Consider the following 12248-nt stretch of genomic DNA (forward strand, 5'->3'; position numbering starts at 1 on the left):
TTTTAATCCTTTTTCTAACATTAATTATCTTGATTTCCCTGATTATAATTTACGCAACTCTTCCATCATGTTTGTTTTACTTTTGGTTTTTGCGTCGATATTTTTTATTTTTTTAGCAGGCACTCCGGCAACCACAGTATAAGGTGCAACATCGTCAACCACGATTGCTCCAGCCGCAACAACAGCACCTTCACCAACCCGAATCCCTTCTAAAACAACAGCATTTGCACCAATCAAAACATTGTCCTCAATCACAACAGGCTCTGCACTAGGTGGCTCGATTACACCAGCTAGAACAGTTCCTGCACCAATATGACAGTTTTTACCAACTGTTGCACGTCCGCCTAAAATTGCGCCCATATCGATCATTGTGCCTTCACCGATCACGGCGCCGATATTAATAACGGCTCCCATCATGATCACAGCATTATCGCCAATTTCAACTTGATCTCTAATCGTTGCTCCTGGTTCGATCCGAGCATTGATTTCTTTAATATCCAGCATAGGAATTGCAGAATTACGTGAGTCATTTTCGATTACATAATCAATTATACTATCTTTGTTTTGTTCCAAAAATTCTTTGATTACTTTCCATTCACCAAATAAAGTCCCTGTCTTACAATTAGTAAATGCTTGAATACTATCAGGAAAGGTTACTTCTTTTAGTTTGCCTTTCAAGGTGACTTTAACTGGTGTCTTTTTCTCAGCATTCCCAATATAATTGATAATTTCATATGCGTCCATCAAAATAACTCCCTTCAAATTAAGAGGTCAACACAAAAAATATTTCGTTTCGAAACACAACGGCTTATTTGAGAAGCCTTCAACTTTTAAAAGTTGGTGAGATCAAAGTCTTTATTATTTTCAAGCTGTTATTTATCCTCTTTTCATCGTTTAGCTTATCAAAAAATCAGAAAAAAGTGAATAGTTAAATTTTAATTGATCAAATCACTTTCATTTCTATAGATTCCCCATCGGATTTTGGTAAAATGACATTCTTCCGTTCTAATTCATGGGCCATGTGATTGATTGCTTTTAACAATTCTTTGCGTGTAATGATCCCTTTAAAGCATTGGTTATCATCCACTACAGGAAGAAATGCTGCATCAACTAATAAATGAAGAACATCTTCCAGTTCCCATTGTTCGCCAATCACTGGAACATTGACTTCCATCACGTCTGCCACGGTAAAGTCTTGTAATTTATCAAAATCAACAGAGGTGATATCAAACATTTTATCCACAACATCAGATAAACTGATCAACCCGACAAAACGATCACCTTTATCTAAAACGGGGATTTTTGAATATTTCACTTGGGATAAAACCAATAAAGCATGACTTAGCGGATTCAAACACATTACGTTTGCGACGTTCTCCGCAGGTATTAAAAAAGTTTCTTGTTTTTCTAATAATAATTCTTTTACAGCAGTTCCAATCATTGGAGTGCCTCCATTTCATTTTCTTTGCCACAACTATCATTGTACAGAAAACGGATGCAAATGTCTTTTAATTCAAACTTTTTTCATAACTCTTAAAAAAAATTAAGGTTTGACCTTATTTTCTTCACTTTTATATTCCGATTATTTGAGAAAAAAATAGCTCTTACTATTTCTAGCAAAAGCTATCTAAATTATTTTTTATTAAAGACAAAATGTAATTCTTTATATGGATTGTGATCACGACCATAATACTGAACAACAAATTGATCTGCTGTACTTTCAATGATCGCATATGATTTAAGTTGGATCGGTCCTCTAGGCAGGCTAATACTTCCAGGATTCAAATAAAGTACATTTGCCCGAACCTCACAACCAATTTCATGCGTGTGTCCGAATAACACGATGTTGGCTTTTGCTTCAGCCGCTTGAAAAGCAAGAGTTGTCAGACCAGAGCGGACATTTGCTAGATGACCATGAGTCATAAAAATAGTATCCGTTCCATTTTTTTCTACAATTGAGTTGGGAAATTCAGGATCATAGTCACAATTTCCTTTAACAACGATAAAATCATTCCACAATGTATCCACAGGTTCTAATTCTGAATCCCCGCAATGAAACATTTTATCAACTTTTCCACGGTATTCATCTGCTAAGTCAACTAATACATCACGATCAACATGATTATCACTTACTACTAGATATTTCATGTACAACCTCCTAGTTTTTTAACCAATTTTCCCATTGATCTCTTAGTTTTGCAACAGCTCTTCCTCTATGACTGATCTCATTTTTACGCTCGTCTGAAAGTTCCGCTGCTGTTTTTTGTTCTTCTGGTACAAAGAATAACGGATCATAGCCAAATCCGTGATCACCACGGGGAATCGTGCCGATTTCTCCTAGCCAATCTCCTTCAACAACTAAACTTTCTTTATCAGGCGCGGCAAAAACAAGGGTACAATGGAATGTAGCTGTCCGTTTTTCTTTCGGCACTCCTGTTAATTCGTGTAGTAATTTAGCATTATTAGCAGCATTATTGGTTGGTTCACCAGCAAAACGGGCCGAAAATATTCCTGGTCTGCCATCTAGCGCATCAACAATTAGTCCTGAATCGTCCGCTAAAACAGGTTGTTTTAAAATTTCAGCAATCGTTTCAGCTTTTAAACGAGCATTTTCTTCAAATGTTTTCCCCGTTTCCTCGACATCTGGTAGTTCGGGATAATCCAATAATGTTTTCACATGATAGCCTTTTTCAGCAAAAATTTTAGTGAACTCTTTTGCCTTCCCTGGATTTCTCGTGGCAATAACGATTGTTTTAGCTTCTGCTGGAAAAACCTTTTCAGATAATTGGTTCATTAATGCTTCTTTTTGATAAGCTATCAGATGTTCGATACCAGTCTTTCCATAGAATAATAATGAATTTAACTCGTCACCTGAAAAAGTAGCTTCTTCTCCTGTTCCTTGAAGCTCAACAAAATTGCCAGATTCTGTCATTACCAAATTCATATCAACAGCCGCTGCTGAATCTTCCACATAATCCAAATCAAGAACGCACTGACCATCGTTTAAAATTCCAGCACTAACTGCCGCCAGATATTCTTTGATTGGGTTTTCTTGTAAATCACCTTTTTTAAGCATTTTATCAACTGCGATTTTCATAGCAACAAATGCGCCAGTGATACTGGCTGTCCGAGTTCCTCCATCTGCTTGAACCACATCACAGTCAACGATGATACTTCTTTCGCCTAATTTTTTCAAATCAATAACTGCTCGTAAAGAGCGGCCAATCAAACGTTGAATCTCCATTGTTCTGCCCGTTAGTTTTCCCTTAGCGCTTTCACGGATATTTCTTGTATTCGTGGCTCTTGGAAGCATACTATATTCTGCAGTCACCCAACCTGTTCCTTCACCCCTTAAAAATGGTGGAACCTTTTCTTCCACAGTTGCAGAACATATTACTTTAGTATCACCAAAAGAAATCACTACTGACCCTTCCGGATGTTTATAAACATTCGTTTCAATTGTTATTTTTCTTAATTCTTTTGCTTGCCTTCCGTCATGTCTGATCATGTTTGTACCCTCCACTGATATTCGATAATCGAGTCTGCTCAACTGTGACTGTTTCTAAATCTAACCAATCATTCGCAATTGCTTTAAACATTTTTGCAGAACCCGTGGTGTAAAATTGATTTGCTTCGTTTTTATACTCTGGAGTATTGGCTATATCAAAATAATCCAACAGCATACTAACTTCACTCACTGTTTCAGCACCTGAATCAATTAATTTCACATGATTTCCCATTATATTTTGAATCAAAGGACGCAATAATGGGTAATGAGTACAGCCTAAAATCAAGGTATCTAATTTCTTCAATTGCAGTGGATTTAACGTTTCTGACACAACTTTTTTTGCTACAGAAGAGTGAAACTCATTACTTTCAACGATTGGAACAAATTTGGGACAAGCTAAACTAGAAACAAACGTATTAGGTGCTTTACTTTTTAACGCTTCTTCATAAGCTCTACTTTTGATTGTACCAGCAGTACCGATAACACCGATGCGATTATTTTTAGTTGCCTTTAATGCAGCTCTTGTTCCTGGAAGAATCACGCCTACAACCGGGATATCTAATCTCGCCTTGATTTCTTCTAATGCAACGGCTGTAGCCGTATTACAGGCGATGACTAACATTTTGATATTTTTTTCTAAAAGAAAATTTGTCATTTCCCAAGTAAATTGAATCACTTGCTCAGCCGGTCTGGGTCCATATGGACATCGGGCTGTATCTCCAAGATAAATCAAACGTTCGTTAGGTAATTGTCTTAATGCTTCTTTAACCACCGTAAGTCCTCCGACTCCGGAATCTATAAATCCTATTGCTTCATGATTATTCAAGTCAATCAAACCTTTACAGTATTTTTTCAACACTCTTATTCTCTACTTTTTACTACTTTTTTTCAAGTTTTATTATCGTTAGCTTCTATTATATCATGCTTTATACCTCAAATTTTCATTTAGCATAAGCTTTTTGACTGTTTTTATTTATGAACCGTTGAAAAAAAAACTAGCAATCTCATTTTTCATATGTTATAATTTCTAACATTAACAAATGGATAGATTTATGGCGAATAGATTAAATTTAAAAGAAAACAATTTTTATAAAAAAGAAATGGGTAAACACCACATTTTAGACTACGATGCCTATATATCAGTATAAAGATAGCCAATATAACTCTTTTCGTATTCTCAGTTTACGGCAGTGCAAGTTAGTTCTTTATTTCTTATTTTTTTTTATTCACCCACTAATCAACAACCATCCAAAAAGATGTGATAATTTTATACATAAAGGAGAATGACCATGATTTCGTTGGAACATGTAAATAAGTATTTTGGGGATCATCATGTATTGAAAGATGTTTCATTAAAAGTCAACGAAGGAGAAAAAATCGTAATTATTGGACCTTCTGGTTCAGGTAAGAGCACTTTGATCCGTTGTATCAATCGTTTAGAAAAAGTTACTGACGGCCACATATTCGTTGATGGTATCGACATTACTGAACCAAAAGCACCAGTTCAAAAAGTTCGTCAAAAAGTAGCAATGGTTTTTCAAAGTTTTAACTTATATGCTCATAAAACAATCATTCAAAATCTTACTTTAGCCCCTATCAAGGTCAAAGGTGTTAGTAAAGAAGAAGCAACAAAGACTGGAATGGAATACTTAGAAAGAGTCGGCTTGGCTGATAAAGCAAATGCCTACCCTGCTCAACTTTCTGGAGGTCAACAGCAACGTGTTGCAATTGCGAGGGCACTAAATATGCATCCAGAGATCATTCTTTTTGATGAACCAACCTCAGCGCTTGATCCAGAAATGATCCAAGAAGTATTGGATGTTATGGTCGATTTATCTAAGCAAAATATTACAATGATTTGCGTGACGCACGAAATGGGCTTTGCTCGTCAAGTCGCAGACAAGGTGATATTTATGGATGACGGTCAGATCATCGAAACAGGAACGCCCGAACATTTCTTCACCAACACTCAAAATGAACGTGCGAAAGAGTTCTTAAGTAAAATTATTCATAATTAATAAATAAATCAGATACAAGGAGGAATTTTAAATGAAAAAAACGAAAAAATTAGTAGCCGCATTATCCCTAACTCTATTACTCGGTTTAATTGTAGGTTGTGGCGGAGATGATAAAAATTCTGCTGATTCTGGCAATAAAAGTACAACTAACCTTCAAAAAATCAAAGATGCTGGTGTCATTAAAGTCGGTGTTAAAGAAGATGTCCCAAATTTTGGCTATATGAATCCAGATACAAATAAAAATGAAGGAATGGAACCAGACATCGCCCGCTTGATCGCAAAAGAATTGACTGGCAGTGAAGATAACGTCGAGTTTGTGGGTGTAACGGCCAAAACTCGTGGTCCTTTATTGGATAATGGTGAATTGGATATGGTAATCGCAACATTTACAATTACTGATGAACGAAAAGAAACGTACAACTTCACAACCCCTTATTATAAAGACGAAGTTGGTTTCTTAGTAAGAAAAGCTGACAAGTTTACTGACACTGCCAGCTTAGATGGAAAAACGATTGGTGTTGTTCAATCAGCGACTACAAAAGAAGCTATCGAAAAGCAAGCTAAAGAACTAGGCGTGTCTTTTAAATACCAAGAACTTGGTTCTTATCCTGAATTAAAAACTGCCCTAACATCAAAAAGAATCGATGCTTTCTCAGTTGATAAATCGATTTTAACAGGTTATGTAGATGGTAGCACAGAAATTCTTAAGGATGGTTTCTCACCACAAGAATATGGAATCGCAACGAAGAAGGCAAACACTGAGCTGAATGATCAGTTGAATAAATCGATTGAAAAATGGGAAAAAGACGGCACTTTAGAAAAAATTTACAAAACGTGGAATCTGGACTAACACTTCCCGATTCTATATACTTTGTTAGAATTTGGGAGGGAATTAGATGTTCATTATAGCGAATGCAGGACCTTTTGCACTCTATCGATGGGAAGCATTATTCAAAGATTGGAGACTTTTTGGAGATGCTTTCCTCTATACTATTTTATTGGCAGTCGGCTCACTAATCGTTGCAATGCTACTAGGTATTTTTTTCGGTAGTCTATCCGCTATGCAAAATAAATTATTAAACTTAATCAGTCGGATCTATGTAGAGTTTTTCCAAAATACACCATTGCTGATTCAATTTATTGTAGTCTACTATGGATTCCCTTTGATTAGTCCCATGTTGACCTTTTCAACAACAACTATCGCCATTATTTGCGTTGGTCTTTATCATGGTGCTTATATTTCTGAAGTTGTCCGCTCTGGAATTGGAGCCGTTCCTAAAGGTCAATTTGAGGCGGCTTATTCGCAAGGTTTTTCTTATGGAAAAACAATGCGCTATGTCGTCTTACCTCAAGCATGGCGAATCATGCTGCCGCCATTAACGAATCAAATCGTCAATTTAATCAAAAATACATCAACGGTTGCGATCATCTCGGGTGCGGATGTGATGTTTACTGCCAATAGTTGGTCTTCAATCAATTTAAATTATATTCCAGCTTTCACTGTAGCAGGATTACTTTACTTTATCCTATGCTTCCCACTAGCTAATTTAGCTAGAAAACTTGAAGAAAATAATAAGAAAGCTTATACCAGATAGGAGGATGCAAACATGTCTTTTTCAGAACAAATGAGTCAACTTCTGACCGGCAATAATTTGCGCTTTTTATTCGATGGTTTGAAGCTTACACTTTATATTTCTTTTGTATCAATCGTTTTAAGTACAATTTTCGGAACAATTTTAGCTGTGTTGAGAAACCAAAAAGGCGGTCCTTTAAAATTTTTAGCCAGTTTATATATCGAAATCGTTCGGAATATTCCCAATTTATTGTGGATTTATGTGATTTTCTTGATTTTCAAAATCAAGTCTACTCCGGCTGGCATTGTCAGTTTTACTGTTTTCACAACTGCGGCCCTAGCTGAAATTATCCGTGGTGGTTTAAACGGCGTAGACAAAGGTCAAAAGGAGGCTGCCCGTTCACAGGGATTTAGCAATTTTCAGATTCTTTTGTATATCGTCTTGCCCCAAGCGATTCGCAATGTATTGCCAGCTATCGTTTCACAGTTTGTGACAGTGATCAAAGATACTAGTTTCTTATATTCAGTCATTGCGCTACAAGAACTATTTGGCAAATCATATATTTTAATGGGTCGCTATGCACAAACGGAACAAGTCTTTGCTATATACGGACTTGTAGCGTTGATGTATTTCGTGATCAACTTCTCTATCTCCCAATTTTCAAGATGGCTTTCTAGAAACTGGGCATAAAAAAAAGAGAGTAGCGCAAACTATTTTTAGTTTTTGCTACTCTCTTTTTTTATCGAATCGTTACCTTAAACTCTTCCACTAAAGCTTTTTCCACTTTTTCCATTGATTGATTGATCTCTTCATCTACCAATGTCGCTTCTGCATTTACAAATGTTAGGCTATACGCCATTGATTTTTTACCTTCGGCGATATTATCTCCTTGGTAAATATCAAATAAATGAACTGATTGAAGGAATTTTCCGGCATGTTTAGAAATCGTTCCAACTAATTCTTGGCTGGTCACTGATTCATCAACTAGCAACGCAATATCTCTAGAAACAGCTGGGAATTTTGAAATTTGTTGATAAACTAAGGCGTCATTTTCTTCTTCAATAATTGCGTGAAGATTTAATTCAGCAGCATATGTTTCAGGAATCTCATATTCCTTTGCCACTGTCGGATGAACTTGACCAATGAACCCAATGACTGTATCATTCAATTTCACCAAAGCTGTTCTTCCTGGATGTAACTCTTGGTGAGCTTTTGTTGCTTCATACAATATTTTATCTGCAATACCTACAGAGTCAAATAAAACTTCAAGCATTCCTTTTAGTGTATAAAAATCAACTGGAGCTTCTTTTGTCTGCCAATCTTTTACCACTTTATTTCCTGATAAGACAATACCTAAATGATTTTCTTCATGCGGCAATTGTTTTTTAGGATCGTTATCTTGATAAAATACTCGTCCGATTTCATAAAGAGCAACATTGTTATTTTTACGAGCAACATTATATGCTACATCGTCAAGCAAGCCTGAAATCAAGTTCATTCTTAAAACTGAACGTTCTTCACTCATCGGCCATTGTAGACTTGTTGTTAAACTTTCTCTCATCAAAAATTGACGAGATTTTTCTTCTGTTGTCAAAGCGTAGCTGATTGCTTCGCTTGCACCACAGCCTTCTAGTAAACTTTTGATTTTACGAACTAACAATTGTCCACTTGTTAAACTTCCAGCCACAGTTTCGCCTTTTGGTAAGGTTGATGGCAAGTTATCATAGCCATAGATACGTGCGACTTCTTCGACCAAGTCTGCTTCGATCGTAATATCCCAACGTCTAGGTGGAACTGTCACAATGTAATTTTCTTGATCAAGTTCATAAGCAAATCCTAACGTATCGAAAATTTCACTCACTGTCGCTTGATCCATCTCAGTGCCTAAATACTCATTGATTCGTGAAATCGTTACACTGACAACAACATCTTCAAGTGTTAGTTCAGAGCCAACTGCTTTTTCTGAAACAACTGTTCCACCAGCTAATTTAGCAATCATCGCTGCCGCTACATCACCGGCTTCGCCAATTGTTGCAGGATTAATACCTTTTTCAAATCGGCTTGATCCTTCACTACGTAAGTTAAATTTCTTGGACGTTCTACGGACAGTCACACTATCAAATAGAGCAGATTCTAAAGCTACAGTTGTCGTTTCATTCGTGATTTCAGAATCTTCTCCACCCATAATTCCGGCTAAAGCAACAGGCATTTCTCCATTTGTAATCACAAGATCTTCTTCAGACAGTTTTCTTGTTTCACTATCCAAAGTAATCAATTCTTCTCCTTGTTTACCACGGCGAACTGAAAGTTTCTTGCTGTTTAATTTTTTATAATCAAATGCATGTAATGGTTGTCCGAAAAGTAAAAGAATATAATTCGTCACATCTACCACGTTATTGATTGGACGAATCCCCTCATTCATTAAACGCGTTTGCAACCACAACGGACTTTCAGCAATTTTTACATCCTTGATGATTCTGATTTGATAAGCTGGTGTATCTTGTTTATCTTCTACTTCAACAGAAATGTAATCTGCAGCTGTTTCGCTTGTATCTTCTTCTAAAATCGCATCATTGAATTTAGGCGTTTGGCGGTAAATTGCCCCTACTTCATAAGCCACACCACGCATACTTAATGCATCAGCACGATTCGGTGTAATGGATAACTCGATAATGTGATCATCCATATCTAAATAAGAGAAGACATCGTCGCCATTAACAGCCTCTTGCGGCATATAATAAATGCCGTCAGAATAAGCTTTAGGAATCACGTTATCAGAATAACCTAATTCTTGTAAAGAACAGATCATGCCATTTGAAACTTCGCCACGCATTTTACCTTTTTTAATTTTTTGATTGCCAGTAATGCGAGAACCTGGTAAAGCTACAATTACTTTGATACCGACTTTAACATTCGGTGCACCACAAACGATTTGTGATAATTCTTCTTCACCGATATCCACTTGGCAAATCGATAAATGATCTGAATTCGGATGAGGAATACATTCTTTGACCTCTCCGACCACTATTTTTTTCAAGCCTTGTTCTGGTACCTCAACACCCTCGACTTCGATCCCAGTCAAAGACATTTGGTCAGATAATTCTTTTGCAGAAATTTTCGAAAGATCTAAATACTCACTTAACCATTTATAAGAAACTAACATCGTCGACTACTCCTTTACCTTGAACTGATTTAAGAAACGTAAATCATTTTGATAGAAATTACGAATATCATTAACACCGTAACGCAACATCGCTACACGATCTGGTCCCAAACCAAAAGCAAAACCTGTGTATTCATTTGGATCGATTCCTGACATTGATAAAACATCAGGATGAACCATACCTGCGCCTAAAATTTCGATCCAACCAGTTTGTTTGCAAACATTACAGCCAGCACCACCACATTTGAAGCAACTAACATCAACCTCAACTGAAGGTTCAGTAAACGGAAAATAACTTGGACGTAGACGAATTTTACGGTCTTCACCAAACATTTTTTTCATAACAACTTCCAGTGTTCCTTTAAGGTCGCCCATTGTAATATTTTTATCAATAACCAACCCTTCGATTTGATGGAACTGGTGGCTGTGCGTCGCATCATCAGTGTCTCTGCGGAATACTTTCCCTGGAGAGATCATACGTAATGCACCTTTTGAAAAATCATGTTTTTCCATTGTCCTAGCTTGTACAGGTGATGTATGTGTACGAATCAAAATATCATCTGAAATATAAAATGTATCCTGCATATCGCGAGCTGGGTGATCTTTCGGTAAGTTCATGCGCTCAAAATTGTAATGATCTGATTCGACTTCATACCCTTCAACGACCTGGTACCCCATACCAACAAATATATCCTCGATTTCTTCCATCACTTGAGATAAAACATGACGAGTTCCATGAGTCATTTGTTTACCTGGTAAAGTTACATCAATTGTTTCTTGTTCTAAAGCAGCATTTAATGCTGCTGACTCTAGAATTTCTTTACGTGCTTCCACGGCTTCAGTCAATAAATCCCGAATTTCATTAGCAAAACTTCCAACTACTGGACGTTCTTCGGCGGATAGATCTTTCATCCCTCTCAACACTTCTGTGATAGGACCTTTTTTACCTAATGTTTCTACTCTGATTTGGTTTAGTGCTTTAAGATCAGCAACATTTTGAATATTATTCAATGTTTCATCTCTTAACGCTTCTAGTTGAGCTTTTAATGTCATTTTTCTATTCCTTTCTTTTGCTTGGTAGTAAATAAAAGCTGAACAGGCTCATTCAGCTCTGACAGAAAAATAGGAAAATATGGTTGTGACGCTTTTAGTCACGGACATATTTTGTCTTTTTTCCGAAGGGCCAGCCTGATAAGCTGAAAATATAAAAGTCGAACAGGCTCTTTTAGTCTTGTCTGAAAAATAGGAAAAATTAACTTCGACGTTTTTTGCCACTTTTCATTTTTATCTTTTTTCTGAAAGACTAGCCAAAATAAAAAACGATAGCCCGCTCCTATTTAAAGGAACGAGCTATCGTGTTACCATCCTAATTCATGACAAAAAATCATGCACTCAATTCTTATAACGGCTTTCACCGGTCTGCTCTCTTTAGAACAAACAAACTCCGGAAGTGAACTTCATTTTTCGATTACGCAACCCGTTTCCAGTCTAAGACAGGTTTTCCCTTTTCGTATCAGCCAAATTACTCTTTTCCATCAACATTTTTTGTTATTCAATTGATTACAGTTTACAAGAAATTAAGTCTAAGGTCAACTGCATTCTTCAGCGGTAACCCATTTTTCTGCCCAATTCTGAATTTGTTCCATTGCTTGTTGTAAGTCCTTGCCTTTATTTGTGAGGAAATATTCTAGACGACTACTCTCATCACAGCGAACTGCTTTTGAGATGATCCCTTCACCTTCTAATTCTTTCAAGCGTTCTACTAGCACTCGATCGCTTAGTTCAGGGATTTTTTGTCTTAACTCACCAAATCGTTGAGGACCATTTTCCAACAAGACATCAATAATCAAACCATTCCATTTCTTCCCTAAAATCGCAAAAGCTTTTTCGAATTTAGGACATAGTGAAAATTCGGTTGTTTTTACTTGCTCCATTTTCCTCACCTCGTGAACTGAGTATAGCACACAACTTACAATTTGTAAGTA

The 12248-nt window shown here is 36.6% G+C and carries 12 protein-coding genes and 1 other annotated feature; of the genes, 4 read left to right on the top strand and 8 right to left on the bottom strand.

Annotation, left to right across the window (positions count from 1 at the left end):
• Positions 1-42: 42 nt before the first annotated feature.
• The 5 genes from dapD to racE form a co-directional block, all read right to left on the bottom strand.
• Positions 43-744, bottom strand: coding sequence for a 2,3,4,5-tetrahydropyridine-2,6-dicarboxylate N-acetyltransferase (gene dapD, locus IGL98_RS09580; protein WP_069644792.1), 702 nt, complete (start codon positions 742-744; stop codon positions 43-45).
• A 199-nt stretch (positions 745-943) separates the two neighbouring features.
• Positions 944-1441: a cyclic-di-AMP-binding protein CbpB gene (gene cbpB, locus IGL98_RS09585; RefSeq protein ID WP_206845031.1), complete on the bottom strand. Its 498-nt coding sequence runs from the start codon at positions 1439-1441 to the stop codon at positions 944-946.
• A 191-nt stretch (positions 1442-1632) separates the two neighbouring features.
• A complete protein-coding gene (locus IGL98_RS09590) occupies positions 1633-2148 on the bottom strand; it encodes a metallophosphoesterase (protein ID WP_206845034.1) in 516 nt (171 codons plus the stop codon).
• Between the two features lie 10 nt (positions 2149-2158).
• Positions 2159-3508: a ribonuclease PH gene (gene rph / locus IGL98_RS09595; RefSeq protein ID WP_242590096.1), complete on the bottom strand. Its 1350-nt coding sequence runs from the start codon at positions 3506-3508 to the stop codon at positions 2159-2161.
• Positions 3495-4334 carry a glutamate racemase gene (racE, locus tag IGL98_RS09600; RefSeq protein ID WP_206845108.1) on the bottom strand — a complete coding sequence of 280 codons (840 nt, stop codon included), beginning with the start codon at positions 4332-4334 and terminating at the stop codon, positions 3495-3497. Before racE ends, rph begins: the two co-directional genes overlap by 14 nt.
• 463 nt (positions 4335-4797) lie before the next feature.
• Here racE and IGL98_RS09605 point away from each other — a divergent pair, with 463 nt between their 5' ends.
• The 4 genes from IGL98_RS09605 to IGL98_RS09620 are packed head-to-tail and all read left to right on the top strand — an operon-like array spanning position 4798 to position 7790.
• On the top strand, positions 4798-5526 hold the full coding sequence (locus tag IGL98_RS09605; RefSeq protein ID WP_206845037.1) for an amino acid ABC transporter ATP-binding protein: 729 nt from the start codon (positions 4798-4800) through the stop codon (positions 5524-5526).
• Between the two features lie 31 nt (positions 5527-5557).
• A complete protein-coding gene (locus IGL98_RS09610; protein ID WP_206845040.1) occupies positions 5558-6376 on the top strand; it encodes a transporter substrate-binding domain-containing protein in 819 nt (272 codons plus the stop codon).
• Positions 6377-6422: 46 nt separating this feature from the next.
• Positions 6423-7121 carry an amino acid ABC transporter permease gene (locus IGL98_RS09615; protein WP_069644798.1) on the top strand — a complete coding sequence of 233 codons (699 nt, stop codon included), beginning with the start codon at positions 6423-6425 and terminating at the stop codon, positions 7119-7121.
• A 30-nt stretch (positions 7122-7151) separates the two neighbouring features.
• Complete coding sequence (locus IGL98_RS09620; protein ID WP_206845110.1) at positions 7152-7790, top strand: amino acid ABC transporter permease; 639 nt, start codon at positions 7152-7154, stop codon at positions 7788-7790.
• Between the two features lie 49 nt (positions 7791-7839).
• On the opposite strand, the gene pheT is transcribed toward IGL98_RS09620, so the two are convergent.
• From pheT to IGL98_RS09635, 3 genes are all read right to left on the bottom strand, one after another.
• Positions 7840-10263 (bottom strand): phenylalanine--tRNA ligase subunit beta, encoded by a 2424-nt coding sequence (pheT, locus tag IGL98_RS09625; protein WP_206845055.1) that lies wholly within the window; start codon positions 10261-10263, stop codon positions 7840-7842.
• 6 nt (positions 10264-10269) lie between these two features.
• A complete protein-coding gene (pheS, locus tag IGL98_RS09630; RefSeq protein WP_206845058.1) occupies positions 10270-11316 on the bottom strand; it encodes a phenylalanine--tRNA ligase subunit alpha in 1047 nt (348 codons plus the stop codon).
• Between the two features lie 285 nt (positions 11317-11601).
• Positions 11602-11811: a binding site (T-box leader), on the bottom strand.
• Between the two features lie 41 nt (positions 11812-11852).
• Entirely contained in the window at positions 11853-12197 is a 345-nt protein-coding gene (locus IGL98_RS09635) for a winged helix-turn-helix transcriptional regulator (protein ID WP_206845061.1), read from the bottom strand.
• Positions 12198-12248 lie beyond the last annotated feature (51 nt).

It is taken from the genome of Enterococcus sp. DIV0840 (assembly GCF_050527835.1).
Classification (GTDB): Bacteria; Bacillota; Bacilli; order Lactobacillales; family Enterococcaceae; genus Enterococcus_L; species Enterococcus_L ureasiticus.

Bases quoted from the DNA above. Each gene is read 5' to 3' on its own strand.
- IGL98_RS09635 (WP_206845061.1), bottom strand. From the start codon at position 12,197: ATGGAGCAAGTAAAAACAACCGAATTTTCACTATGTCCTAAATTCGAA.
- IGL98_RS09610 (WP_206845040.1), top strand. From the start codon at position 5,558: ATGAAAAAAACGAAAAAATTAGTAGCCGCATTATCCCTAACTCTATTA.
- pheT (WP_206845055.1), bottom strand. From the start codon at position 10,263: ATGTTAGTTTCTTATAAATGGTTAAGTGAGTATTTAGATCTTTCGAAA.
- pheS (WP_206845058.1), bottom strand. From the start codon at position 11,316: ATGACATTAAAAGCTCAACTAGAAGCGTTAAGAGATGAAACATTGAAT.
- IGL98_RS09615 (WP_069644798.1), top strand. From the start codon at position 6,423: ATGTTCATTATAGCGAATGCAGGACCTTTTGCACTCTATCGATGGGAA.
- rph (WP_242590096.1), bottom strand. From the start codon at position 3,508: ATGATCAGACATGACGGAAGGCAAGCAAAAGAATTAAGAAAAATAACA.
- dapD (WP_069644792.1), bottom strand. From the start codon at position 744: ATGGACGCATATGAAATTATCAATTATATTGGGAATGCTGAGAAAAAG.
- IGL98_RS09590 (WP_206845034.1), bottom strand. From the start codon at position 2,148: ATGAAATATCTAGTAGTAAGTGATAATCATGTTGATCGTGATGTATTA.
- IGL98_RS09620 (WP_206845110.1), top strand. From the start codon at position 7,152: ATGAGTCAACTTCTGACCGGCAATAATTTGCGCTTTTTATTCGATGGT.
- IGL98_RS09605 (WP_206845037.1), top strand. From the start codon at position 4,798: ATGATTTCGTTGGAACATGTAAATAAGTATTTTGGGGATCATCATGTA.
- cbpB (WP_206845031.1), bottom strand. From the start codon at position 1,441: ATGATTGGAACTGCTGTAAAAGAATTATTATTAGAAAAACAAGAAACT.